Origin of the sequence: Jeongeupia sp. HS-3 (assembly GCF_015140455.1) — a bacterium.
In the GTDB taxonomy this organism is placed as follows: Bacteria; Pseudomonadota; Gammaproteobacteria; order Burkholderiales; family Chitinibacteraceae; genus Jeongeupia.
Window position 1 is genome coordinate 122,055 of sequence record NZ_AP024094.1, and the last position, 25,736, is coordinate 147,790.

22 protein-coding genes are annotated in these 25,736 nt (G+C 64.6%); 13 read left to right on the top strand and 9 right to left on the bottom strand.

Features of this window, described 5'->3' with window-relative positions; all coding sequences use genetic code 11:
• Positions 1-16: 16 nt before the first annotated feature.
• The gene (locus tag JLC71_RS00685) at positions 17-1,237 is read right to left on the bottom strand and encodes a dienelactone hydrolase family protein (protein ID WP_200916775.1); all 1,221 of its coding nucleotides are present in this window, start codon (positions 1,235-1,237) and stop codon (positions 17-19) included.
• 236 nt (positions 1,238-1,473) lie between these two features.
• Between JLC71_RS00685 and JLC71_RS00690 the strand changes: the two genes are divergently transcribed.
• Positions 1,474-1,872, top strand: a complete 399-nt coding sequence (locus JLC71_RS00690; RefSeq protein ID WP_200916776.1) for a hypothetical protein — start codon at positions 1,474-1,476, stop codon at positions 1,870-1,872.
• A 56-nt stretch (positions 1,873-1,928) separates the two neighbouring features.
• On the opposite strand, the gene JLC71_RS00695 is transcribed toward JLC71_RS00690, so the two are convergent.
• From JLC71_RS00695 to JLC71_RS00705, 3 genes are all read right to left on the bottom strand, one after another.
• On the bottom strand, positions 1,929-3,728 hold the full coding sequence (locus JLC71_RS00695) for a carbon starvation CstA family protein (protein ID WP_200916777.1): 1,800 nt from the start codon (positions 3,726-3,728) through the stop codon (positions 1,929-1,931).
• A gap of 149 nt (positions 3,729-3,877) precedes the next feature.
• On the bottom strand, positions 3,878-4,597 hold the full coding sequence (gene btsR, locus JLC71_RS00700; protein ID WP_200916778.1) for a two-component system response regulator BtsR: 720 nt from the start codon (positions 4,595-4,597) through the stop codon (positions 3,878-3,880).
• Positions 4,594-6,309, bottom strand: coding sequence for a sensor histidine kinase (locus JLC71_RS00705; RefSeq protein WP_305066875.1), 1,716 nt, complete (start codon positions 6,307-6,309; stop codon positions 4,594-4,596). The genes btsR and JLC71_RS00705 overlap by 4 nt, the downstream gene beginning before the upstream one ends.
• Before the next feature lie 670 nt (positions 6,310-6,979).
• Here JLC71_RS00705 and JLC71_RS00710 point away from each other — a divergent pair.
• The 8 genes from JLC71_RS00710 (at position 6,980) to JLC71_RS00745 (ending at position 16,901) form a co-directional block, all read left to right on the top strand.
• The gene (locus tag JLC71_RS00710; protein ID WP_200916779.1) at positions 6,980-7,861 is read left to right on the top strand and encodes an AraC family transcriptional regulator; all 882 of its coding nucleotides are present in this window, start codon (positions 6,980-6,982) and stop codon (positions 7,859-7,861) included.
• A gap of 73 nt (positions 7,862-7,934) precedes the next feature.
• Positions 7,935-9,398 (top strand): xylulokinase, encoded by a 1,464-nt coding sequence (gene xylB, locus JLC71_RS00715; RefSeq protein WP_236250930.1) that lies wholly within the window; start codon positions 7,935-7,937, stop codon positions 9,396-9,398.
• A gap of 133 nt (positions 9,399-9,531) precedes the next feature.
• Positions 9,532-10,461 (top strand): substrate-binding domain-containing protein, encoded by a 930-nt coding sequence (locus tag JLC71_RS00720; protein WP_200916780.1) that lies wholly within the window; start codon positions 9,532-9,534, stop codon positions 10,459-10,461.
• Between the two features lie 230 nt (positions 10,462-10,691).
• Positions 10,692-12,206, top strand: a complete 1,515-nt coding sequence (locus JLC71_RS00725) for a sugar ABC transporter ATP-binding protein (protein ID WP_200916781.1) — start codon at positions 10,692-10,694, stop codon at positions 12,204-12,206.
• Positions 12,193-13,170 carry an ABC transporter permease gene (locus tag JLC71_RS00730; protein ID WP_200916782.1) on the top strand — a complete coding sequence of 326 codons (978 nt, stop codon included), beginning with the start codon at positions 12,193-12,195 and terminating at the stop codon, positions 13,168-13,170. Before JLC71_RS00725 ends, JLC71_RS00730 begins: the two co-directional genes overlap by 14 nt.
• A 227-nt stretch (positions 13,171-13,397) precedes the next feature.
• Positions 13,398-14,498: an alcohol dehydrogenase catalytic domain-containing protein gene (locus JLC71_RS00735; protein WP_200916783.1), complete on the top strand. Its 1,101-nt coding sequence runs from the start codon at positions 13,398-13,400 to the stop codon at positions 14,496-14,498.
• 58 nt (positions 14,499-14,556) lie between these two features.
• The gene (locus tag JLC71_RS00740; RefSeq protein ID WP_200916784.1) at positions 14,557-16,089 is read left to right on the top strand and encodes an FGGY-family carbohydrate kinase; all 1,533 of its coding nucleotides are present in this window, start codon (positions 14,557-14,559) and stop codon (positions 16,087-16,089) included.
• A 68-nt stretch (positions 16,090-16,157) separates the two neighbouring features.
• Positions 16,158-16,901, top strand: a complete 744-nt coding sequence (locus JLC71_RS00745; RefSeq protein WP_200916785.1) for an SDR family oxidoreductase — start codon at positions 16,158-16,160, stop codon at positions 16,899-16,901.
• Between the two features lie 128 nt (positions 16,902-17,029).
• On the opposite strand, the gene JLC71_RS00750 is transcribed toward JLC71_RS00745, so the two are convergent.
• Entirely contained in the window at positions 17,030-17,944 is a 915-nt protein-coding gene (locus JLC71_RS00750) for a LysR family transcriptional regulator (protein ID WP_200916786.1), read from the bottom strand.
• A gap of 103 nt (positions 17,945-18,047) precedes the next feature.
• Here JLC71_RS00750 and JLC71_RS00755 point away from each other — a divergent pair, with 103 nt between their 5' ends.
• Positions 18,048-18,929 (top strand): MBL fold metallo-hydrolase, encoded by an 882-nt coding sequence (locus JLC71_RS00755; protein ID WP_200916787.1) that lies wholly within the window; start codon positions 18,048-18,050, stop codon positions 18,927-18,929.
• A 148-nt stretch (positions 18,930-19,077) separates the two neighbouring features.
• Here the strand turns inward: JLC71_RS00755 and mutY are convergent, their stop codons facing one another.
• Positions 19,078-20,112 (bottom strand): A/G-specific adenine glycosylase, encoded by a 1,035-nt coding sequence (mutY, locus tag JLC71_RS00760; RefSeq protein ID WP_200916788.1) that lies wholly within the window; start codon positions 20,110-20,112, stop codon positions 19,078-19,080.
• Positions 20,109-22,448, bottom strand: coding sequence for an AsmA family protein (locus tag JLC71_RS00765; RefSeq protein ID WP_374757611.1), 2,340 nt, complete (start codon positions 22,446-22,448; stop codon positions 20,109-20,111). Before JLC71_RS00765 ends, mutY begins: the two co-directional genes overlap by 4 nt.
• A gap of 238 nt (positions 22,449-22,686) precedes the next feature.
• Here JLC71_RS00765 and JLC71_RS00770 point away from each other — a divergent pair, with 238 nt between their 5' ends.
• The 3 genes from JLC71_RS00770 to JLC71_RS00780 are packed head-to-tail and all read left to right on the top strand — an operon-like array spanning position 22,687 to position 24,005.
• Positions 22,687-23,097 carry an acyl-CoA thioesterase gene (locus tag JLC71_RS00770; protein WP_200916790.1) on the top strand — a complete coding sequence of 137 codons (411 nt, stop codon included), beginning with the start codon at positions 22,687-22,689 and terminating at the stop codon, positions 23,095-23,097.
• Positions 23,094-23,582, top strand: coding sequence for an LEA/WHy family protein (locus JLC71_RS00775; RefSeq protein WP_200916791.1), 489 nt, complete (start codon positions 23,094-23,096; stop codon positions 23,580-23,582). Before JLC71_RS00770 ends, JLC71_RS00775 begins: the two co-directional genes overlap by 4 nt.
• Positions 23,583-23,588: 6 nt before the next feature.
• Positions 23,589-24,005, top strand: a complete 417-nt coding sequence (locus JLC71_RS00780; RefSeq protein ID WP_200916792.1) for a hypothetical protein — start codon at positions 23,589-23,591, stop codon at positions 24,003-24,005.
• Positions 24,006-24,047: 42 nt separating this feature from the next.
• Here the strand turns inward: JLC71_RS00780 and JLC71_RS00785 are convergent, their stop codons facing one another.
• Together JLC71_RS00785 and JLC71_RS00790 are read right to left on the bottom strand one after the other, a co-directional pair.
• Positions 24,048-24,803 (bottom strand): class I SAM-dependent methyltransferase, encoded by a 756-nt coding sequence (locus JLC71_RS00785; protein WP_200916793.1) that lies wholly within the window; start codon positions 24,801-24,803, stop codon positions 24,048-24,050.
• Positions 24,803-25,645, bottom strand: coding sequence for a M90 family metallopeptidase (locus JLC71_RS00790; protein WP_200916794.1), 843 nt, complete (start codon positions 25,643-25,645; stop codon positions 24,803-24,805). The genes JLC71_RS00785 and JLC71_RS00790 overlap by 1 nt, the downstream gene beginning before the upstream one ends.
• Between the last annotated feature and the right edge of the window lie 91 nt (positions 25,646-25,736).

Below are 25,736 nucleotides of genomic sequence, written 5' to 3' on the forward strand. Positions count from 1 at the left end.
TTTACCGCAGTCGGGTTCAGCTTTCAGGTGCGCTCGCGGGTTTGGCGGTAGCGGTGGTCTCGCTTGTTACCGCTGCCGGTTTGGGCCAGATGACGACGTCGTCGAGCAGATAGATCTGACATGGCTTTCTGGCGACCGATTGGCACATCTTCAGTGCGTAGTAACGTGCCGCGCCAGAGTCGCCATAACCCGAAAGAAACGCGAAACCGGGGCCGTCGGGGTTGAGGGCGACGACGCGAGGGGAAGGCTGGTCGGTGATCACCTTGCGGTACTCGGCCCGGCTTTCGTCATTGACGTGTTTGGGCAGTGCATCGACGTTCGTCATCTCTGCATAGCCGCTGGGTTTGGGCGCGGGCGGATCGACGTATTGCGGGTTGATTACCGCCGTTGGCAAGCCATGCGCCTTGAGGAAGGGCTCGGCCTTGGGCCACCAGATGTTCTCGAAGCCTTCGCGCGTGCCGAACATGAGGTGGGCGTTCTGGCGGAAGGCCGGGAAACTCACCAGCTCGGCGCGGCCGCCGGCCTTGGTGTAGCGGGTGAAGAACGATTGGGCGATTCTGGGTGGAAACAGCGAGTCGTTTTCTCCGTAGAACCACAGCGAATCGACTTTAGCGTCCTTGCCGAGCGCTTCGAACGCGCTGTTGATCGACGGCTCCCAAGTGCAGCCGGGCCAGTCCTGGCTGTAGTACAGCCCTCCGGCGAAATTCAGCACCGCCTTCATTCCGGGGATGTTGCGCTCGGCGAGCGCCAGGCTGGTGAAGCCGCCGTGTGACTGGCCCATGACCAGAATCCGGCTGCCGTCGACGTCAGGTCGCTGGCGCAAGAGTTCGATGGCCTTGGCAACGTCGTCGGCCTGATTGCGCGCGTCCTGCGCCAGGTTGCAGCCCTCGAACGGGTAGCTGCTGCCCGATTTGCCGAAGCCGCGCCGCATTGGCAGCGCGACGATATAGCCGCGCTTGAGGAATTCCTGAGCCATCACCGTGTAGCGCACGCGATCCTGATAGTACGTCTGGCCAAAATTCTTGCCGTGGTTGATCACCACCAGCGGAAACGGCCCCGGACCATCGGGTTTGTACAGCGTGGTCTCGAGATCGAAGCCGAAGATGCCCGGCTTGGCCGGCAGCATCAGCACCTGTTCGTTCAGATCCTTGCGCAGCGGTGGGCCGTCGTCATCGGCGGCATGGGCGCAAAGGCTGGCGAGCAGAAATAGCGGGATCGCAAAACGGGCGAGATTCATGGGTGGATCCGGAGGGGGATTGATCGGTGTGTCGGGCGCTTAGGCATTGTGAAAGCGGGTAGACGGCGCTGACATTGATAATTGTCATGAAAAGAAAGTTTCTCGACATTTTGCATCAGTATTTTGGCCGGGGGCGACCATTTGTCTTGGGTGTTAGGCGCGGATGGGCAAATCCGCTATAGCGGAATCAGGTGCCGCGCGGCTCACGTTTAGAACGTTTAGACCAGGAGGCTCTCATGGCCCCGTATCGTTTGCTCCTGCTTGCCCTGATCGCTACTAGCGCCGTGCCGGTGGCAACGGCCGATACCCGCGTGCCCGAGGCGGTGGATTGCCTGCAGCCGGCAAAGGCCGAAGCGTCGCCGCAGGACGATCCGCTCTACCGCAATACCTGTTCCAAGCCGGTACGCATGCTGGGTTGCGCCTTGCCGGGCGCGAGCAACGGTAATTGGCCGTGCAGCAAACTCCCCCAAATCGGCCCGGACACCGAGGTGCAGGAGCGCACGGTGGCGCCGCATCAATCGGTGCAGCTCTATCGTGGCTGGACCTACGCGGTGTGCCCGGCCGATGCGCACCTGGCCGGCCATTTCGATGGTGCTGTGCTGAGCTATCGCTGCGTGCGCACATCGTCGAACTGAGTCTGGACGAAAAAAACCGCTGGTGGACCAGCGGTTTTTTTTGGGGGGGGAGTGAATCAGGCTTGCGCCAGTTTCAGCCGTGCCGCCGGGGTGAGGCCCAGCATTTCCTTCCACTTCTTCAGAGCCGCAAGCAGGATCACCGCACCCAGCGCCATCATCACGATCGAGATGATGCCGTTGAAGACGTTGTAACCCTTGGATGCGGCGTTGAAGTAGACGTGGTCGATCATCCAGTAACCGGCGTAGTTCACCGTCACGAACAGATAAGCCAGCGGGATCAGGCAGGTCAGCATGTACACGCGCTTGTCGGCGATGCGCAGGATGACGGTGGCGCCGATGATCAGGCCGACCGAGGCCATCAGCTGGTTCGATACGCCGAACAGCGCCCACACCGAGTTGATGTCGCCCGAGTTCAGCAGGTAGCCCCAGGCGATGCAGGCCAGGATGCTGGTGCCGATCGCGCCGGGCATCCAGTCGGTGCGCTTGAGCGGTGCCCACAGGTCGCCGAGGAAATCCTGCAGCAGGTAACGCGAGACGCGGGTGCCCGAGTCGATGGCGGTGAGGATGAATACGGCTTCGAACATCACCATGAACTGGAAGAAGTACGACGCCAGCGACGAGAACCACGGGATTTTGGTGAAGATGTCGGCCATGCCGACGGCCAGCGTGACCGCGCCGCCGGTGCGGCCCTGCAGGTCGAGGCCGATGGACTGGCTCAGCGCCGGCAGGTGGATCACGTCCATGCCCAGGGTCTTGAACACTTCCGGGGTCGAGTTGATCGCGAAGTAGTCGGCCGGGTGCAGCGCGGTTGCGGCGACGAGGGCCATCACGCCGACCAGGCATTCGGCCAGCATCGCGCCGAAGCCGACCGGCAGGATGTCGCTCCACTTGTCGATCTGCTTGGGCGTGGTGCCCGAACCGATGAAGGCGTGGAAGCCCGAGATCGCGCCGCAGGCGATGGTGATCGAAATGAACGGCCAGACCGGGCCGGCCAGCACCGGGCCGCCGCCGTGGATGAAGTCGGTGACTGCGGGGAACTGGATCTGCGGGTTGATGAACACCACGCCGACGATCAGCAGGCCGAACACGCCGATCTTCATGAAGCTCGACAGCGCGGCACGCGGCGTCAGCAGCATCCACACCGGCAGCGCGGTGGCGAAGAAGGCGTAGATCGGCAGCAGCAGCGAGACGGTCTTGGCGTTCAGCGACAGCCATTCACCGATCACGGTGTGCTGGATGTAGGGGCCGGCGAACACACAGGCCATGATCGCGGCAATGCCGACATAGCTGGCGTTCTTCATGCTGCCGGTCATTTTTTCCCACAGGCCGACGCAGATCGCGATCGGGATCGTCATGAACACGGCGAACGCACCCCACGGATTGCGTTCGAGCGCATGCACCACGACCATCGACAGCCCGGCCATGGTGATGGTGATGATGAACAGCATCGCCAGACCGGTGCACCAGCCGGCGACCGGGCCGAGTTCGGCCTTGGCGACTTCGGACAGCGACTTGCCGCGATGCTTCATCGATGCGAACAGCACTACGGTATCGTGCACCGCGCCGCCGATCACACAGCCGATCAGCAGCCACAAAAAGCTCGGCAGATAGCCGTACTGCGCGGCCAGCACCGGGCCGACCAGCGGGCCGGCGGCGGCGATCGCGGCGAAGTGGCCGCCGAAGGCCACCCACTTGTTGGTCGGCAGGTAATCCTTGCCGTCCTTGAGTTCGTGGGCGGGGGTGATTTTTGTATCATCGGCTCGCAACACCTTGCGGACGAAAAACACCCCGTACAGGCGGTAGCAGATCATCAGGATGCAAATGGTGGCGATCACGAACGTCAGGGCGTGATCCATGGCGGCACTCCGGTTGGTGAGATGGGATGCCGCCACCTTATGCGCGTGGCTTGATGGAACGGTTGCCGGATCGGGTCAGCGGTCGCCGGCGGATGCGAGCGGTGCCGGAACGGGGGCGAGCGGTTGGCGCCTGCCGGCGGGGCCGGGCGTCAGATGATGCCGAGCGCATCCTTGACCGCACGTAGAAAGCGCCGGCTCACCGGCACCGTCAGCCCGCCGTGGGTGTGGATGTCGGCGGCGCCGTTGTCGCCGAAGCGGATCTCGGCAATCCGTGCCGGGTTGACGAGGTGCTGGCGGTGGCAGCGCAGCAGCGGCGTCTTGTCCTCCAGCGTTTTTAGCGTCAGCTCGGTGAAGTGCTCGTTGCCGTCGGCGTCGACCAGATAGACGCCGCTGAGCCTTGACAGCGCGTACTCGACCGACTCGACCTTGAGCAGGTAGACGCGGTTGTGGCCGTAGCACGGCAGTTGCGTCAGCGGCACGTTGCCGCCGATCGCGCCCAGTGGCTGCGGCCCGCGTTCCTTCCGCAGCCGTGCCAGCGTCTTGGCCAGCCGCGCCGGTTCAACCGGTTTGAGCAGGTAGTCGAACGCGTGTTCCTCGAACGCCTGCACGGCGAATTCGTCGAAGGCGGTGACGAACACGATGTGCGGCATGCGTTCCGGATCGAGCATCGTCAGCAGCTGCAGGCCGGAAATCTGCGGCATCTGGATGTCGAGGAACACCACGTCCGGATGCAGGCGGTTGATGGCGGCAATGGCTTCGACGGCGTTGCCGGCCTGGCCGATCACCTGCAGGTCGGCCTCGGGGGCGAGCAGGTCGGCGAGTTCGTCGCGGGCCAGCGGTTCGTCGTCGACGATCAGGATCTTGATCATGGTGTTTGCTCGGGCTGGGGCCGCGCGGCGAGCGGCAGGTTCAGGATGATGCGGGTGGCGAGCTCGGGTTCGCACTCGACGGCCACGCCGAAGCCCGTGCCGTAACGCGCCTTGATGCGGCGGTCGACGAGGCTCATGCCGAGCCCGTCGCCACCCGGTTCGGGGTGGTAGAGGCCGGCGTTGTCCTCGACCACGAGCGAGAGCGTGTCGCTGCCGTCATCGGCATGGGCATGGATGCGGATTCGTCCGTGGCCGAGCAGCTGCGAGGTGCCGTGCTTGATCGCGTTCTCGACGATGGGCTGCAGCGAAAACGCCGGCAGCTGCACCGCCAGAAATCGCTCGGGCAGGTCGATCTCGACATCGAGCCGGCCGGCGAAGCGCGCCAGTTCGATCTGCAGGTAGGCGTTCACGTGTTCAAGCTCGTCGGCCAGCGTCACCACATCGCTCGGGCGCTTGAGGTTCTTGCGGAAGAAGGTCGACAGGTACTGGATCAGCCTGCGTGCGTGGTCCGGGTCGCGGCGGATCACCGCGCTGATGGTGTTCAGCGCGTTGAACAGGAAGTGCGGGTTCACCTGCGCGTGCAGCAGCTTGATCTCGGACTGCGCCAGCAACTGCTGCTGCGCATCGATACGCCCGGCGAGGATCTGCCGCGACAGCAGCTTGGCGATGCCTTCGCCGAGGGTGCGGTTGAGCCTCGAAAACAGTTTGCGCTTGGGTTCGTACAGCTTGATCGTGCCGACGACGCGGTCGCCTTCGCCCTGTAGCGGGATCACCAGCGTCGAGCCGAGCGGGCAGTTGGGCCGGATCGAGCAGCGGTAGGGCATGGCGTTGCCGTCGGCGAACACGACCTCGTTGCGGGCGATCGCCTCGAAGGTGTACGCGGAGGTGATCGGCGTGCCGGGCAGGTGGTGGTCGTCGCCGATGCCGATGAAGGCGAGCAGCTTGTCGCGATCGGTGATCGCCACCGCGCCGACGCCGGTCTCCTCGTAGATGATGCGCGCAACTTTGGTGCTGTTCTCCTGATTGAAGCCGTCGCGCAGCGCGCCTTCGGCACGGGCGGCGATTTTCAGCGCGCGCGACGAGAAAGCGGTCGAGTACTTCTCGAACATCGCCCGCCGGTCGAGCAGGATGCGCATGAACATCGCGCTGCCGACGGTGTTGGTCACCAGCATCGGCAAGGCGATGTGCTCGACGAGTTGCGCCGCCATTGCGTACGGCCGGGCGACGGCGAGGATGATCAGCATCTGCATCACCTCGGCAAACAACGCGACGCAGCCGACCAGCAAGGGCTTGAACAGGATGTCGACGCGACCGCGGCGGATCAGGTAGCGGTGCACCAGCCCGCCGATCAGCCCCTCGGTGACGGTCGAGATCATGCATGCGGTCGCCGTCGGCCCGCCGAGCGAATAGCGGTGCAGCCCGCCGGTAAAGCCGACCGCCAGCCCCACCGACGGCCCGCCCAGCAGCCCGCCGAGCACCGCACCGATCGCGCGGGTGTTGGCGATCGAGTCATCGATGTGCAGGCCGAAATAGGTGCCGAGGACGCAGAAGGTCGAAAAAATCAGATAACACGCGAGCTTGTGCGGCAGCCGGATCGTCACCTGCATCAGCGGTGTGAACAGCGGAGTTTTCGACAGCAGATAGGCGATCACGAGGTAAACGCACATCTGCTGCAACAGCAGCAGCACGAGATTGAACTGGTCGAAGATCATGCCGGGTCTTCCTGAGGGCAGCGCCAATCGATGCATTTGCTACCGATTTTCGTCGGCATGGTGGGTGTTTGCAGCTTTTTTCGGTCGTGCGGTTGCACGGTTTCGGGGCGCTCGCGCGACCGGTGCACCGCAATGCGTGCGGCGGCGAATTCTAGCGCCGGCGTGTCTTGCAGATGTAGTGCGCCGCAAAAAACTTCAGCTTTTCATGATCTTGGACAAGGGTTTTGTGCAAAAAAGTATCGGGTTTTGCGGGTTTTTGTGGTTGTTCGTATGTAGTCATAAAAATTATGTTTCAACCTCGCTCAGCCCGATGGCATCCGGGTTGCGGCAATGGAGGCACCGCTTTGGGGCAAAGACCCCGGTGAGGCAAGAGCGGGCCGGACTGGATAAGACACACGGAGCACGGCGATGAAAGCGATGGATCTGTCAGGCGGAATGGCTCCGGTGTGCGTCGCCCGGACGCGTCTCGCCGCCGTGCTAGGGGGAAACCCGGATTGGTCGCGTCGCCATGCCGTGTTTAATGGCTGCTACAGCGCGAGCGCCGTTTCCATGTCCGTCTTCGGTCGTTGAGGAAACGCCGATGCGCGCACTCAAGCACCCGTCCGTTTTCCGCCAGTTTGCCCTTGGTCGCGCTGCTGGCGCTGCCGGGTGCCGGGAAAGGAGCAGCAGCATGACCCCAGACCTTGAAGTCGTCGAATTGCAGGGCAATGAATCGTTCCGTGTCTGGTATCACGGTTACCCGTTCCGCACCGTACGCTGGCACTACCACCCGGAATACGAAATCCAGCTGATCGCCGAAACCAGCGGCAAGTATTTCGTCGGCGATTTCATCGGTGACTTCGCCCCGGGCAATCTGGTGATGACCGGGCCGAACCTGCCGCACAACTGGGTCAGTGAGCTGCCCGATGGCGAAAGCGTGGCGCGGCGCGGCCTGATCGTGCAGTTTCCGGCCGAATACATCAGCAAGGGTATCGCCGCGTTCCCGGAACTGGCGCACACGCAAAAGCTGCTGGCCGAATCGCAGCGCGGTCTGGTGTTCTGCGCGCACACCGCCGCCGCAGCCAAACCGATCTTTGAAGAGCTGCTGGACGCGCAGGGAAGCCGCCGCATCGTGCTGTTCCTGTCGCTGCTCGATCTCTTGGCGCGGTGCGAGCACCGCCAGCCGCTCGCCAGCGCCGGCTACCGCGCCGACCCGAAACATTACATGTCGTCGACGATCAACCAGGTGCTGTCGTACATCGGCGAAAACCTGGCCAGCGATCTGCCCGAGGCCGATCTGGCCGAGCTGGCCGGGCAGAGCGTCAGCGCGTTCTCGCGTTATTTTCGCAGGCACACCGGCATGTCGGTGGTGCAGTGCATCAACCGGATGCGGATCAACCGGGCGTGCGAGCTGCTGGCGAGCAGCGAGTTCACCGTCACCGAAATCTGCTTCTTGGTCGGCTTCAACAATGTGTCCAACTTCAACCGGCACTTCCTGGCGCAGAAAAACATGCCGCCATCGAAGTTCCGAAGTTGCCAGCAACTGAACGCGGCCTGCCTCAGCGTGGCCTGACCATTCGCTGATTCCCATACCCAAACAGATCACTATCCTGCGCCCCGACGGCGCCGGGAGGGGAGAGTACATCGTGACATTTCTGGGCATAGACCTCGGCACTTCCGAAGTGAAGGCCATGCTGGTCGACGAGAGCCAGCGGGTGCTGGCCAGCGACTCGGTCAAACTGGCCATCGCCAACCCGCAGCCGCTGTGGTCCGAGCAGAGCCCGGACGAGTGGTGGCATGCCACGCTGAAGGCGATCGACAAGGTGCGCAGTGCCGCGCCCGATGCATTCGCCGCGCTGCGCGGCATCGGCCTGTCGGGGCAGATGCACGGTGCGGTGCTGCTCGACAAGCACCAGCGCGTGCTGCGCCCGGCGATCCTGTGGAACGACACCCGTGCCCACGCCGAATGTGTCGAACTGGAAGCGCTGGTGCCGCAATCGCGGCAGATCACCGGCAATCTGGCGATGCCCGGCTTCACCGCGCCCAAGCTGCTGTGGCTGCAGAAGTACGAGCCGGCGATCCGCGCCCGGGTCGACAAGGTCTTGCTGCCCAAGGATTACATCGCCTTCCGCCTGACCGGCGAGTTCGTGTCGGAGATGTCCGACGCCGCCGGCACGCTGTGGCTCGATGTCGCCAAACGTGACTGGTCCGACCGGATGCTGAGCGCTACCGGGCTGAGCCGCGCCCACATGCCGCGCCTGGTCGAGGGCTCGCAAGCCGGTGCGGCGCTGCGGCCCGCGCTGGCCACCGACTGGGGGCTGGATCACGAGGTCATCGTTGCCGGCGGTGCCGGCGACAACGCCGCCGCCGCTGTCGGCATCGGTGCGGTGGCGCCGGGCAATGCGTTTATCTCGCTCGGCACCTCGGGGGTGATGTTCGTCGCCAACGAGCGTTTCCTGCCCAATCCGGCACAGGCGGTGCATGCGTTCTGCCACGCCTTGCCACAGCGCTGGCACCAGATGAGCGTGATGCTCTCGGCCGCTGCCAGCCTGTCGTGGGCATCGCGGCTGACGCAGACGCCGGTCGGCGATCTTGCCGGGCTGGCGCAAGGCGTCGACCCGCGCCGCGCGCCGCTGTTCCTGCCTTATCTGAACGGCGAGCGCACGCCGCACAACAACGCCAGTGCGAGCGGCGTGCTCGTCGGCCTCTCGAATGCCGGCGAGCGCGCGGCGATCGGCTATGCGGTGATGGAAGGCGTCGCCTTCGGCCTTGCCGACGGTTATGCCGCGCTGGCGGCGACCGGCAGCCGCGTCGAGACCGCGTCCTTCGTCGGCGGCGGATCGCGCAGCCGTTTCTGGGGAGAGCTGATCGCCAGCGCCACCGGCATCACGCTGCTGCGCCATGCCAACGGCGATTTCGGCGGCGCGTTCGGCGCCAGCCGGCTGGCGCGACTTGCCGTCAGCGGCGAGGCGGTCGACGCCGTGTGCACCGTGCCGCCGGTGGCCGAAGCGATTGTTCCCAATCCCGAGCTTGCCGAGGTGCTGCAACCCCGGCTGGAACGGTTCCGCCGGCTGTACGCCGCGCTGGAGCCCGAATTCGCGCGGACGTGAGTCCCCTTCAACCCACCCATCGATAAGGAGAGCGCATCAGACCCGGCCCCTTTTCCCGAACCGGCCGCGCCATGAGCGTCGGTGCATTACCGCAAGCCACTTCGCACTTTGAACAAGAGATCTGGAGATTGTTATGTACCTTTCCAACCGCATTCTGAATCTGACCGCCAAAACCATCGCCGCCGGCCTCTGTGCCGCCGCCATTGCCGCGCCGGCGCAGGCCGCGCCGCTGAAGATCGGCATGTCGTTCCAGGAGCTGAACAACCCGTACTTCGTGACCATGAAAGAAGCGCTCGAGCAGGCCGCCGGCTCGATGGGCGCGCAGGTGGTGATTACCGATGCCCGCCACGATGTCTCCAAGCAGGTCAGCGATGTCGAAGACATGGTGCAGAAGAAGATCGACATCCTGCTCCTGAACCCGACCGATTCGGTCGGCATCCAGAACGCGGTGAAGTCGGCCAAGAAGGCCGGCGTGGTGGTGGTCGCCGTCGACGCGCAGGCGCAGGGGCCGATCGATTCCTTCGTCGGTTCGAAGAACTACGACGCCGGCGTGATGGCCTGCGATTACCTCGCCAAGAACATCGGCAGCAGCGGCGATGTGGCGATTCTCGACGGCATTCCGGTCGTGCCGATTCTCGAGCGCGTTCGCGGCTGCAAGGCGGCGCTGGCCAAGTATCCGGGCATCAAGATCGTCTCGGTGCAGAACGGCAAGCAGGAACGCGCCACCGCGCTGACGGTGACCGAGAACATCCTGCAGGCCAACCCCAAGCTCAAGGGCATGTTCAGCGTCAACGATACCGGTTCGCTGGGCGCCTTGTCGGCGATCGAAGCGTCGGGCAAGGACGTGAAGCTGACCAGCGTCGACGGTGCGCCGGATGCGATCAAGGCGCTGCAGAAGCCGAACTCCAAGTTCATCGCCACCAGCGCGCAATACCCGCGTGACCAGGTCCGCCTGGCACTGGCGATCGCGCTGGCGAAGAAGTGGGGCGCCAATGTGCCGGCGACGGTACCGGTCGATGTGAAGCTGATCGACAAGGCTGGCGCCAAGTCCTTCAACTGGTAAGAACCCGTCCCGTTAGGCGGCTGCGCCTGCACATTTCGTCCCCGACCGATGCTCGGAACCCCGCAAGGGGGCTACCTTCGGGGCGTCCTCATGGACCCCATGTTGATGAAGGTTCCTGCGCTTCGGGCGGCAACGAACTGTTTTGGCTCGCTCGCCTACCGGAACAGGTTCTCAGGTGTACCGGAATCCCGCCAACAGGCGGTGTTCCTCAACCCTCCCAAGGGGTGACGATGAATCAAACCATACTGACACTGGAACACATCTCGAAGTCGTTCCCGGGCGTGAAGGCGCTGTCGGATATTCACCTGTCGGTGAACCGCGGCGAGGTGCATGCGCTGCTGGGCGAGAACGGCGCGGGCAAGTCGACGCTGATGAAGATCCTTTGCGGCATCTACCAGCCGGACGAGGGCCGCATCGTCTTCGACGGCAGCGAGCGCCATTTCGAGAGCTACAACGACGCGATCGATGCCGGTATCGGCATCATCTTTCAGGAATTCAGCCTGATTCCCGATCTGAACGCGGTCGAGAACATTTTCCTCGGCCGCGAACGGACCAACCGCGCCGGCCTGCTGAGCAAGGGGGCGATGCGCCACCGCGCGTCTATGATCTTCGACCGCCTCGGCATTGCGATCGACCTGACCGTGCCGGTACGGCACCTGTCGGTGGCCGAGCAGCAGTTCGTCGAAATCGCCAAGGCGCTGGCGCTGAATGCCAAGGTGCTGGTGCTGGACGAGCCGACCGCGACGCTGACGCCGAGCGAGGCCGAGCACCTATTTTCGATCATGCGCGAACTCAAGGCGCACGGCGTGGCGATGATCTTCATTTCGCACCACATGGAAGAGATCTTCGCCGTGTGCGACCGGATCACCGTGCTGCGCGACGGCCAGTACGTCGGCACGACCGAGGTCGCGGCAACCGATGTCGATGCGCTGGTCGAGATGATGGTCGGCCGCCGGCTCGAACAGAGCTTTCCACCCAAGCCCGCCGCCGGCGCCGCAGCGAAGAAGGTGCTCGAAGTGCGCGCGTTGCAGCGCTTCAGGGGCGATCCGGTCAACCGCTTCGATCTGTACGAAGGCGAGATCCTCGGCTTTGCCGGGCTCGTCGGGTCGGGCCGCACCGAGCTGGCGCGCGCGGTGATCGGTGCCGATCCGGCGCACCGCAAGGACGTGTGGCTGAACGGTGTGCCGGTGAAGCTGAAGGACTCGGGCGATGCGCTGGCGCTCGGTATCGGCTTGCTGCCCGAGAGCCGCAAGACCGAGGGGCTGATCCTCGATTTCAGCATCCGCGACAATATTTCGATCAACAACCTCGGCAAGTACCAGCGTCTGGGGCCGCTGATTGACCAGCGGCTGGAGGGCAGCACCACCGTCGACGTGATGCGGCAGGTCGGCGTCAAGGCGCCGGGGCCGTGCACGCGCGTCGGCACGCTGTCGGGCGGCAACCAGCAGAAGGTCGTGATCGCACGGTGGCTCAATCACCACTGCAAGATATTGATCTTCGACGAGCCGACCCGCGGCATCGACGTCGGCGCCAAGGCCGAAATCTACAACCTGATGCGCCGGCTCACGGCGCAGGGCTACGCGATCATCATGATCTCGTCGGAACTGCCGGAAATCGTCGGCATGTGCGACCGGGTCGCGGTGTTCAAACAAGGCGCCATCGTCACCGTGCTGGAAGGCGACGCCATCGAATCGAACGAGGTAATGCGCCATGCAACCGCAGGTTCTCACCATGAATACGCCTAAAACCAACAGCGCCGGCAGCGCCGCCGAACGCTATAAGCGCTTCAGCCTTTCGCCGGTGTTCTTTCCGCTGATCGGCCTCGTGCTCGTCTGTATCGCCATGGCGGCGACGACCGAGCATTTCTTCGACCCGGACAACCTCGTCAACATCGCCCGCCAGGTGTCGGTGAACGCGATCATCGCCGTCGGCATGACCTGTGCAATCCTCTCGGGCGGCATCGATCTGTCGGTCGGCGCGGTGATGGCGCTGGCCGGCACGCTGATGGCCGGGCTGATGGTCGCAGGCATGCCGCCCGAAGCGGCGATCGTGATCGGCCTCGGCGTCGGGCTGGTGTTCGGCGTCGCCAACGGTTTCTTCGTCGCCTACGCCGGCATGCCGCCTATCATCGTCACGCTCGCGACGATGGGCATCGCCCGCGGTCTGGCGCTGATCTACACCGGCGGCTACCCGATCGACGGCCTGCCGGACTGGTTCGCCTTCTTCGGCAGCGGCCACGTTCTGGGCATCCAGGCGCCGGTGCTGATCATGGCGCTGGTCTTCGTCGCCGCCTACGTGCTGCTCGATCACACCCCGGTCGGCCGCTACATCTACGCGATCGGCGGCAACGAGGAGGCTACGCGGCTCTCCGGCGTGCGCGTGCCGCGCTACAAGCTGCTCGTTTACGGCCTGTCGGGGCTGACCGCATCGATCGCCGGTCTGGTGCTGACCTCGCGTTTGATGAGCGGCCAGCCCAATGCCGGCGTGTCGTTCGAACTCGACGCGATCGCCGCGGTGGTGATGGGTGGCACGGCGATCTCGGGCGGCCGCGGTTCCATCGTCGGCACGCTGATCGGCGCGGTGATGCTGGGCGTGCTCAACAACGGGCTGAACATGATGGGCGTGTCGCCCTACGTTCAGAACATCATCAAGGGCGTGATCATTCTGCTGGCGATCTATATCAGCCGCGAACGAACCAAGCGCCGTTGAGGGCGGCCACCGGACGCCGAATGCTGCGTTGCGCTCGCTGGCCGTACTTGAACGTACTGTCTTCGCTCGCGCGCCTTGCCTTCGGCGCCCGCTGACGCTCCTGAACCTGACCAATCCTCAACCGTGCAAACCGATGCCGGCGGCGAAAACCGCCCGGCAGGGGGCGCTGCACGCCCGAAATTCACCCCGGTTTTTAGTCTGCAAACCCGCTTTATACGGAGCGCATCATGAGCAAATACCAGTATCACGAAGTCGACATGAACGCCGTTGTCTGCCACGGCCCGAAGGATTACCGCTACCAGAAGGTGCGCCGCCCCAAGGCCGGCGCGCGCGAGCTGGTGATCAAGATCGACGCCTGCGGCATTTGCGCCAGCGATTGCAAGTGCCATTCGGGCGCGGCGATGTTCTGGGGCAGCAACAGCACGGAGAGCTGGGTGAAGCCGCCGGTCGTGCCGGGGCATGAATTCTTCGGCACCGTGGTCGAGGTCGGCGACGGCGCCGACGACCATTTCGGCTTCAAGGTCGGCGAGCGCGTGATCGCCGAGCAGATCGTCCCGTGCGAGAAGTGCCGCTTCTGCAAGAGCGGTAAGTACTGGATGTGCGAGGTCCACAACATTTTCGGCTTCCAGCGCGAAGTCGCCGAGGGCGGCATGTCCGACTACATGCGCCTGCCGTCCAACGCCGTCGTCCACAGGATTCCGGACAGCGTGTCGCTTGAAGACGCGGCGATCATCGAGCCGCTGGCGTGTGCGGTGCACACGGTCAACCGCGGCGATGTGCAGCTCGATGATGTGCTGGTCATCGCCGGTGCCGGCCCGATCGGGCTGATGATGGTGCAGGTCGCCAAACTGAAAACGCCGAAGAAGCTCGTCGTCATCGATCTGGTGCGCGAGCGGCTCGATCTGGCGCTGCAATACGGCGCCGATGTGGTGATCGATCCATCGAAGGAAGACGCCAAGGCCATCGTCGATGCGCTGACCGACGGCTACGGCTGCGACGTGTATATCGAGGCGACCGGCGCGCCGATCGGCGTCAACCAGGGCCTGAACCTGATCCGCAAGCTCGGCCGTTTCGTCGAGTTCTCGGTGTTCGGCAAGGAAACCACCGTCGACTGGTCGATCATCGGCGACCGCAAGGAGCTGGACATCCGCGGCGCCCATCTGGGCCCGTACTGTTACCCGATCGCGATCGACCTGCTCGACCGTGGCCTCGTGACGTCGGAAGGCATCGTCACCCACAAGTACACGCTGGAAGAGTGGGACACCGCGATCAAGGTCGCCGATTCGCTCGATTCGATCAAGGTGTTGCTGACGCCGAACGCTGCATAAGCGCAACGGGCGTATCTGGATGCGCCCGCCTGCGGGCGGGCGCACTGCGAGGATGGATATGGTTTACGTGATCGGGGTCGATATCGGCACCCAAAGCACCAAGGCGCTGCTGGTCGATGCCGGCGGAACGATCGTCGCGCAGCACGCGCAGGCTTATCAGGTCGATACGCCCAGGCCGCTGTGGGCCGAACAATGGCCGCAGGTCTGGTTCGACGCGGTATGCGAATGCGTGCGGCAGGTGATGGCCAAGAGCGCCGTCGCACCGTCGAGTGTGCGCGCGGTCTGCGTCAGCAGCCTCTACGGCGGTTCGGGCATCCCGGTCGACGCCGACATGCAGCCGCTGCATCCGTGCCTGATCTGGATGGACCGGCGCGCCGGTGACGAGGTCGACCGGGTGAAGGCCGGGGCCGACCTCGAGCGGTTGTACGACATCACCGGCAACGGCGTCGACAGCTATTACGGCTACACCAAGATGCTGTGGCTCAAGCATCAGCGGCCCGAGGTCTGGGCGAAAACGCGCTACCTGCTGCCGCCGAACAGCTACGTGAACTACCTGCTGACCGGCGAGGTCGCCGTCGACCACAGCTCGGCCGGCAATATCGGCGGCGTCTACGACATCAAGGCGCGGACGTGGTCGGACGAGGCAATGAACATGCTCGGCATTCCGGCGGCGATGATGCCCGAGCGGCTGGTGCACAGCAGTGACGTGGTCGGCGGCCTGCTGCCGCACTGGGCCGACGCGCTCGGTCTTGCCGCCGGCACACCGGTGATCGCCGGCGGCGTCGATGCGGCGGTGGCGACGTTCGCCGCCGGCGTGGTCAAGGCCGGCGACCATGTGGCGATGATAGGCACCAGCATGTGCTGGGGTTATCTGAACAAGGACGTCGATGCGCGCCACGGGCTGATCAGCATGCCGCACGTCTACAACGGCGAGCGCGACAACTACATCTTCGGCGGCGCGATCACCGCCGGTGCCTCGGTCAGCTGGTTCCGCGAGGAGTTCTGCCAGGCGGAGATCGCCGCCGGGCGCGAGCAGGGCGTCGATCCGCACGTACTGCTGGAGCAACGTGCGCAGGCGGTCCCGCCTGGGTCCGACGGCGTGCTGTTCCTGCCTTATCTGATGGGCGAGCGCAGCCCGGTCTGGGACGCGAAAGCCAGCGGCGCCTTTGTCGGCCTGTCGCTGTTCCACAGCCGCGCGCACCTGTACCGCGCGGTGCTCGAAGGCGTGAGCTTCGCGCTCAAACACAATATGGAAGCCGGTGCCAAGGGCGCCGAGCGGTTGGACGAGCTCCTCATCGTCGTCGGCGGTGCCGCGCATTCGGACTTGTGGATGCAGATCATCGCCGACATCACCGGCTACCCGGTCTACACCATCGTCGAGGAGGTCGAGGCCGCGCTGGGTGCAGCGCTGCTCGCGGCGGTCGGCACCGGCGTGGTCAGCGCGGCGGACGCCGAGCGCGGCTGGGTCACGCTGGCCGAGCGCGCCCGGCCCGAACCGCAGGCGTGGGCGCGCTACCAGAAGCTGTTCGGCCTTTACTGCGAGCTGTACCCGAGCCTGAAACCGGTGATGCACGGCCTGGCTGCGGTCTGATTTCCTTCCTCTTGGCGCCGGCCGGGTACTGACACCCGGTCCGGCCGCCTTTTTTGCGGATTACTTTTATGTCCCTATCCTTGTTCAACGATCTGGCCGGCAAGACCTTTCTGGTGACCGGCGCCGCCAGCGGTATCGGTCTGGTCACCGCGCAGCGCCTTGCCGCCGCCGGCGCGCATGTCGTCGCCGGTGTACGCAGCGCGGCCGATGCCGAACGGCTGCGCCGCGACGAAGGCTTCGAGTCGCTGCTGCTCGATGTCGGCGATCTGGTGTCGATCAGCTCGGCGCTGAACGATTTCCGCGCGCTCGACGGTCTCGTCAATTGCGCCGGTATTGCCTCGCTCGAATCCAGTCTGGATCTCGATCCGGCCGAGTTCGACCGGGTGATGGCGGTCAACGCGCGCGGCGCGGCGCTGGTCGCCAAGCACGTTGCCGGTGCGATGGTCGCCGCCGGCAAGCGCGGCGCCATCGTCAATGTATCGAGCCAAGCGGCACTGATCGCGCTGACCGATCACCTGAGCTACTGCGCATCGAAGGCGGCGCTGGACGCGATCACGCGGGTGATGGCGCTCGAACTCGGCCCGCACGGCATCCGCGTCAACAGCGTCAACCCGACCGTGACGCTGACGCCGATGGCGGTCGCCGCGTGGAGCGATCCGGCCAAGCGCGATCCGGCGCTGGCGGCGATCCCGCTAGGCCGCTTTGCCGAGCCGGTCGAGGTCGCCGACCCGGTGCTGTTTCTGCTCAGCGATGCCGCGGCGATGATTACCGGGGTGAGCTTGCCCGTCGACGGCGGTTACACCTGCCGCTGAGGGCGACCGGCAAAACCCTGCTGGCCGCGTTGCGCTCACTCGCCGTACTCTGACGTACTGTCTTCGTTTCGCGCGCCTTGCCAGCACCGCTACGCTGGGTTTTGCCAGCCGCCTTCGCGCCTTCGGTTTCAATGCCGGCCTGAGCCTTCCTGCCATTGGGGGTCGGCGGCGAACCATTCGACCAGGAAGTCGAGCAGGGTGCGCAGGGCCGGCGGCATTTGCCGGCGCGAGGTGAACACGCCGTAAATACCCAGATCCTGCGGGCGGTAGTCGGGCAGTACCGGCAGGAGCTGGCCGCTGGCCAGCATCGGCGCCACCGCGTACGCCGGTTGCATGGTGATGCCGGCGCCTTCGATCGCGGCCGACAGCAGCACATTGGATTCGTTGGCGCTGAGGTTGCTGCTCACCGGCACGGCGTAGCGCTCGTCCCCGCGTGCGAACTGCCACAGGCTTTTGCCGAAGTAGGAGTAGGTCAGGCAGTTGTGCGCCGCCAGATCGTCGATTCGCGCCGGTGTGCCGCGTGCGGCCAGATAGGCGGGTGCCGCGCACAGCAGCGAGGCGCAGGTCGCCAGTGGCCGGGCGATCAAATTGGGGTCGAGTTCGTTGGTGATGCGGATCGCCAGATCGATGCGCTCGTCGACCAGATGCACCGCGCGGTTGCTGATCTGCAGGTCGATGCGGACTTGCGGATACCGTTGCAGATAACGGGTGACCGCGGCGGCCAGCGTGGCCTGCCCGAGCGACTGGGCGCAGGAAATGCGCAGCAGCCCGCGCGGCGCATCGCCATCGTGCGCGGCGGCGTCGGGCATCTGCGCGGCAATGTCGAGCAGCTGCCGGCTGCGCTGCAGCGTCAGCTCGCCGGCGTCGGTCAGGCCGAGCTTGCGCGTGGTCCGGTGGATCAGCCGCACGCCGGCCCAGTCTTCCATCTGCGCCAGATAGCGGCTGATCATCGCCCGCGACATGCCCAGCGCATCGGCTGCGGCGATCATGCTGCCCCGGTCGGCGATGGCGACAAAAACCTGCGCGGCGGTCACGCGATCCATGATTGGCTCGATTTGTGCAATGAATCGTTGCAGTTTATCCGGTATTTGAATCGATTCGAGCAACCTATGATGGGGCAACTCCATACATTCAAGGCCAAGCATCATGTTCAAATCCGTCACCGTTTTCGCCGCCCTCGCCACCGCCGGGCTGATGTCGGGCGCGCTCGCCGCGACGCCGGCGCTGCAGCTCGATGTGTACAACCCGGGCAGCAAGAGCATTTTCCCGGTGTCGTCCGAGCTTGTGAGCGGCAAGAAGGACGCCGTGCTGATCGATGCGCAGTTCCAGCGCAACGATGCCGAGGCACTGGTGCAGAAAATCCGCGCCAGTGGCAAGAAGCTGACCACGGTCTACATCAGCCACAGCGACCCGGATTTCTACTTCGGCCTCGACGTGATCAAGGCCGCGTTCCCGGATGCGAAAATCGTCGCCACGCCGCAGACCGTGGCCAAAATCAAGGCATCGATGGACGGCAAGCTCGCGTACTGGAGCCCGATTCTCAAGGACAACGCACCCAAGTCGCTGGTGCTGCCGGAGCCGCTGAAGGGCAACACGATCACGCTGGAAGGCAAGCAGATCAAGGTGGTCGGCCTGGATGGCGCCAGCCCGGATCACACCTTCGTGTGGATTCCGGCGATCAAAACCGTCGCCGGCGGGGTGGTGGTGTTCGGCAATATGAATGTCTGGGTTGCCGATACCCAGACGCCGGCGTCGCGGCAGAACTGGTACCAGACGCTGAGCCGCATCGAGGCACTGAAACCCAAGACCGTGGTACCGGGGCATTTTGCCGCCGATGCACCGCACACCGTTGCATCGGTGAAGTTCACCCGCGATTACCTGAAGGCCTTCGAGCTGGAGGCCGCGAAGGCCAAGGATGCCAATGCGCTGATCGCGGCGATGGTGCAGCGCTACCCGCAACTGGGGCGGGATGCGACCCTGGAAATGAGCGCCAAGGTGATCAAGGGCGAAATGAAGTGGCCGCAATAAACCAATAAACCGAGTCGCCGGCGGGCGCGGGCGCCGGAAAAAAAGAAGGGCAGGCTTTGGCGCCTGCCCTTTTTAACAATACTGCGTCTAAGAGATCCTGCACGCACTATGCCAGCCGCGGATGACCGGAATATGTCAGCCTCGCCGCTCAGGCCGCCAGCAGGCGGCGCAATGGTGTCGGGATGCCGGCGGCGAGCGCTTCGGCGCGGCTGAACCAGCGCAGGCCATCGTTGTCCGCCAGTGCGGTCGCAGCGGCCAGCGTCGCCGGTTGCGGGGTGATCGTCAGCCTGAAATGGGTGAAGACATGGACGAAATCGGCCAGCGCCGGTTCCAGCTCGATCGCGAGTTGCAGCCGGTCGCGGCAATGCGCGACCGCATCCAGCGTGGTCGCGGTTTCGGGCAGGCTCCACAAGCCGCCCCAGATGCCGGTTGGCGGGCGGCGTTCCAGCAACAGCCGGCCGGCGTCGTCGCGGATCAGCAGCATCACCGTGCGGCGCTCGGGTACGGCTTTTTTCGGCTTCGGTGTCGGCAGCTCGGTCTGCCGGCCGGTGATCCGGGCGACGCAGTCGCTTGATACCGGACAAGCCAGGCACGCCGGTTTCTTCGGCGTACAGACGGTGGCACCCAGATCCATCTGTGCCTGCGTGTACGCCGGCATGTCGTGGCCGTTGGCGGGCAACAGACTCTCGGCCAGCGTCCACAGGCGGTTTTCGATCGCCTTTTGCCCCGGAAAACCGGCTATGCCGGCCCAGCGCGTCAGCACCCGTTTGACGTTGCCGTCGAGAATGGCCGAGCGGGTGTCGAACGAGAACGCGGCGATGGCCGCCGCGGTCGAACGGCCCACGCCGGGCAGCGTTTCGATCTCGGCCGGTGTGCGCGGGAACTCGCCACCAAAGTCGTTCATTACCGCCTGCGCCGCCTTGTGCAGATTGCGCGCGCGGCTGTAATAGCCGAGGCCGCTCCACAGCGCCAGCACGTCGTCGAGTGGCGCGGCGGCAAGGCTGGCGATATCGGGGAAACGCAGCAGGAAACGCTGGTAATAATCGATGACCGTGGCCACCTGCGTTTGCTGCAACATGATTTCCGACAACCACACGCGGTAGGCGTCGGCCACCTGCCAGGGCAGATCGTGCCGGCCGTGCGTGCCTTGCCACGCGATCAGCCGGGTGGAGAAATCGCTCATCGCTGCGCCTTGGGCTTGGGGGCGACCTTGCCGCCGGTTTGGGCCGGCTTTTTCGGTGCAGCTTTGCTTGCCGGTGTTGCCTTGGGCTTGGCGGCTGCCGCTTTCGCTGCAGCGGCTTTGGTCGCCGCGGCCTTGCGCGCCGCTTCGGCTTCACGCGCCTTGAGCTTGGCGGTTTCTTCGGCCTGCTGGCGTTCGATCAGTTGATTTTTCAGGCTGGTGTAGTCGACATGATAGGTCGGGCCGTCGATCGGGCCTTCGAGCTTGATCGGCAGCGTCAAACCGTTCAGGCCCTTGAGTTCGGGCACATCCGGGTTGGGGCTGGCCTTGAGCTGGTAGTCGACCATGCCTGTGCCCAGATCGATCGTGCCGCCGCCGGCCAGGCGCAAGATGCCGGCGCGAACCAGCATATCGCTATTGGTGGCGACGCCGTGTTTCAGCAGCATCGTGGCGTTCAGCTCGGAGAAACGCGTGCGTGCGTCAAGGTTGGGCAACTGGGCCACTTCGCCATTCATGGCCTTGATCTGGCGGCTGGCGGTACGCAGCACGGCCTCGATGTCGATACCGCGCACCGAGCCCTTCGATAGCTGCACTCGAACATTGCCGCCGGCGGTGCGGCGCAGATCGGTCAGCGTCTTGCCGACGGCACTGACGTCCAGATCGAGATGGCCGCGGCCCTCGAAGCGCGAGGTATCGAGCAGATCGATCAGGAGCATATTGATGTTCATGTTCGACAGCCGCTGCCTGGCATGCCAGCGCGGTATTTTCTGGCTGGTGTCGATCTCAAGCCCGCCGTTCAACTGGCCGCCGTAGATATTGGCAATGAGCGGATCAAGCGAGAGCTTGTGATTCTTGGCGGTGAAACCAAGGGCGATGTCGTTGAAGTGCAGCTTTTGCATCGTCAGCTGGCCGATTTTGAGCTGGCCGTGCGCATCAAGCCGGTCAAGCCACCGAAAATCGAACGGCGCGGTCGCGGAAACATTCTTGGCGCCGGCGGCGACCGCCGGCAGATAGGGGGTCAGATCGAGCTGCGCCAGATCGATGTCGAAGCCGTAGCGCGGCGAAACGAAATCGTCGACGCTGAACGTTGCCTTGATCGGCGCATGGTCGAGCGCGCCGCGACTATCGAGCCGGATGGTTTCGTTGCGCAGGTTCAGTGCGGCAGTGCCGGCCAGCGCGAAGGGAATCGCGCCGCGCGGCAGTGCCTTGTTGCCGTACTGGCCGGCGAGATTGAAGTCGGTCAGGCGGGCCAGGGTGCCGCTGTAGAGTTCGAGCGGGCTGATGAAGTTCAGCGCCAGCGTCTGTTGCGGCGTGACCAGCTCGACATTGATCTTGGCCTTGTCGGCGCGCATCAAGCCTTGCAGCGTGCCCGACAGTTGCGGTACCGAAACGCCGGCAGCGAAGCGGCCACGCGGGCTTTGCATCCGGACCGCCAGTTGCGGCTCGTTCAGCGACATGGCGCTTTCGGAGACCTTGAGCGAGGGCAAATTCAGCTCGCCCTGCCAGTCTTGCCCGGCGCGGCGGCCGTGGCCGGTGAGCTTGAGTTCGCCACCGGTCAGCCGCAATGGTTGCCAGCCATAAACCAGATTGCCGACCACGGTGAGCCCGCTGGCCTCGATATCGACCCCGGATTTGCTCGCGCCTTGCTGCTTGAGCTCGAAGCGCAGATCGGCGATCGACAGCCGGCGATCGGCTTCGGTGTAACGCATCGCCGCGGCGACGTCGACGCTGCCGCTCCACCAAGGCGATTTGCCATCACCAATGCGCACCTGGCCGTTGGCGCTGAAGCGGCCGTTTTTCGGATCGGCGAGGTTGTCGAGGTTCAGGTCCAGCTCGGATAGCGTGCCGTCGACGCCGACCAGTGCATCGCGGTACACGAGCTTGGCGCGGTCGAAGTGCAATGCGTCGAGACGGATGTCGACCTCGCGTGGGCGCGCCGGATTGGCGAGCAGGTCTTCGAAGTTGTAGGTTCCGTCGGCGTAGCGCTCGATCTGCAGCTCGGGATCGTCGAATTCAACCTGCTCGATCACCGGCTTGCCACGCAACAGCGGCCACAAGTCCAGCCGGACACGGACGCGTTCGGCATGCATGAAACGGGTGGTCGAATCGGGCTGGGTCAGGGTGACGTTGCCGAGCGTGATGGCCGGGCGCGGCAGCAGCACAAAGCGTGCCTTGCCGTCGACCTTGAGGGTGCGGCCGGTTTCGCTGGCGATCTGGCTGGTGAGGGTGTCGCGCAGCAGGGTGGCATCGATAAAGTAGGGCACGATGCCGATCAGTAGTATCAATCCCGCGATCAAGAGCAAAAAGATCCGGAATGGACGCGAGTGGCGCAAGTCCATTGGCAGAAGTCTCCTGCCGCCCGGTTGCGCAACGCCGGTCGCGCGGGGCGCGGTACCGGGCCGGCTGGCCGGGCTGCATAGTGTGAGGGGGCCGTGTCCCTGGGCATGGGGACGATCGCCGTGGCGACATCAAACAGTCAAACGGGTTTTGAAACGGCGAACGCCCGATTATCACTAAGACCCGGCCGAAATCAAAGTGCTAAGATTTGTTCCCCTGTCCGGCATGATTGAGTTCTCCATGCATCAAACCGAAATCAAAGTCCGTGGTTACCATCTGGATCTGTACGGGCATGTCAACAATGCCCGCTATCTGGAGTTTCTCGAAGAAGCGCGCTGGGGCACGCTGGAAGAACACGGCGATCTGGAATGGTTCATGCAGCGCCAGCTGGCGCTGGTGGTGAGCCGGATCGACATCCGCTACAAACGCCCGGCGACGATGGGAGATGTGCTGGTGATCGACACCTGGCTGGCCCGGCTGGAAGAGCGTTCCGGGGTGATCCATCAACGCATCGTTCGCCAGGACAACGGCAAGCTGGTCGCCGAGGCCGATGTGAGCTTCGCGGTGATTCATCCCGATACGCCCGGCGCGCTGCCGCTGGACGGCGAGCTGGCCGAACGGCTGGCGCCCCTGGCGGGAGCGACGGCATGAAGCGCCTGCTGTTGACCGGTCTGGTCGCGATGCTGGCGGCGTGTTCGAGCCTGCCGACGTCGTTCGAGAAGCCGAAGGTGTCGGTCGCCGGGATTGCGATCAAGGATATCGGGATCTTCGAACAACGTTTTACCCTGAGCCTGCGGGTACAGAACCCGAACGATGTGTCGGTGCCGGTCTCGGGGCTGAACGCCAAGCTTGAAGTGAACGGCAAGCCGGTTGCCGACGGCGTCTCCAACACCAGCGTGACGATTCCGGCACTGGGCGAAGCGACGGTGCCGATCGAGATCGTCAGCAATCTGGGTGGCCTTGCGCGCCTGCTCAAGCGGGGCGATAACGCCGCGCCGTCGTACCGGCTTTACGGCAAGCTGTTTTCGCCATGGAAACCGGGCGGTATCGAGTTCGATCAGAAGGGCGATCTGCCGGCCTTGGGCGATATTCTGCCTACCGGTGATGCGCCCGCAGCCAAAACCGGTACGAACTGACGCGATATGAGTGCACTGAAAATCGTTCTGTTTGTCGCACTGGTGTTGGCGGCAATGGCCGTGGCGCTGCTGGCCGGCGTCTTTTTCGGCAAGCAGTGGTCTGACGGCGACGCTGGCGCACAAGAGGCACGGATTTCAGCGCTGAGCCGCGAGCTTGCCCACAGCCGGGTGACGATCAAAACGCTGGAGACCGAACTGATCGCGCGCGCGGCCAGTTCGGCCAGTTCGGTCAGTGCTGCGGACAATGCCGTTCAGGTGGCGAGCGCCGTTGCCATCCGGGTTTCTGCGCCTGAGCGGAGCGCTTATCGCCACTTCGGCAACATCAGCTGCACGCTCTCCAGTGGTGATGGCACGCTTGAAGCGGGTGATTGTGCGGTGCTGAAGCGGATTGCCGCGTCGGGCCCGGCGATCCGTCAGCCTTGACCGCGCCCACGCGTGTGGCGTGGAGCTGGCGGTGACGGTTGTTCAGGACGAAAGCAGCGGCAGGTAGGCGTCGAAGCGGGTGCTTTCACCCGGGTAGTCGAAGTTGGGTTTGATCCCGGCCAGCCACGGCGCGTGGCGCGGCCGTTTGACCACCACGCGCTGGCGCGCAATCCGCCTTGCCGGCGCCAGCAGCGCATCGGCATCCGGGTCGCCGCCGATCAGCGTCTGAAACATCGCCATTTCCTTCTTCGACTTGGCGCGTTTATCCGGCTCGGGAAACATCGGGTCCAGAAACACCACGTCGAACGATTGCGCCGCGGCCTCCAGCAGCCATTGCAGCGAATCGGCGTGAACCAGCGTCATTCGTGCCGCGATTGCGGCCGTGCCGGCATCGGCCGCCGCGCGCGCCAGACCATCCTCGAGTAGCGCCGCGGCCACCGGGCTGCGCTCGATCAAGGTCACGCTGCAGCCGAGGCTGGCGAGCACGAAGGCATCGCGGCCCTGGCCGGCGGTGGCGTCGAGCACGCTCGGGTTGGCACCGCCCTTGAGCCCGACCGCCTTGGCCACCGGCTGGCCGCGTCCGCCGCCGAACTTGCGCCGGTGTGCGCTGGCGCCGTCGACGAAATCGACGCAGACGCGCGCCTTGTCGCCGACCTCCAGCAGCTCAAGCCGGCCGTCGCAAAAACTCAGGTAATGGCCGGCGGCGGGGATCTCGGTGATCGGCACGAAACCGTAACGCGCGGCCAGCGCGGTGGCGGTGGCGCAGCCGTCGCCAGCATCGATCAAAAGCAACTGCATCAGTACATCTCCGGAGCCGGTGTCGGAATCGTCACCGGGCCGAAGTTTACCGGCTCGAAGCACGGGCGGTAACGCACGCGCGGCAGCCGCGCCGCCGGATCCTGCTTGTAGAACTGTTTCAACTGTTCATACACCGCCGGGTAATGCTCGGTCAGCGCGTGCGGCGTTTCGAAGAAGTATTCCGAAAACACCGCGAAGCACTCGGCCGGGTTCTCGGCGGCGTACAGATCGATCGGGCTGTAGAGCTGGTGGTCGGCGCGACGGCTCAGGTCGTCAAAGGCCAGCGAAAAGCTGCGTTTCCAGCCGGCGTAATCCATGCCCTTGTGCAGCGGCGGGCAGCCGTTGGCATCGCCCGAGCGCATGTCGAGCTTGTGGGCGAATTCGTGGATGACCACGTTCCAGCCATCGAGCCACGGCGATTCGGACACATCCAGCCATGACAGCAGCACCGGGCCGTCGCTGCGCGCCTGGCCGGCAAGCTCCTGCTCGTACTCGTGCACCAGGCCGATATGGTCGGTATAGCGGTCGCGGCTGAGAAACTGCCCCGGGTAGACGATGACCTCGTGCCAGTCGTCATAGGCATCGAAGCCGAGATGGAGGATGGGCAGCACCGCCTGCGCCGCCAGCAATACGTGGGCGGCTTCGTTCAGCTCGAAACCGTCGACCGGGGTGATGGTTTTTTCGGTCAGAAACCACGCGGCGTGATCGCGCAGCGTCTGCAGCTCGGCACTGGAAAGGCCGATGAACAGCGGCGCGCGCATCGTCTGCTGCCACAACGCATCGGGAATCGGGTTGGCGGCCAGCAACTTGGCACGCTTGCGGGTTTTGAGAAAGCCGAACATGCGGTCTCCTTGTTTACCCGTACAGATGGGCCCGGTGGGGACAGATTCAATCGCCGGACGGCGCGAACGAGCGGCTGTCGTGCCGCTGCGA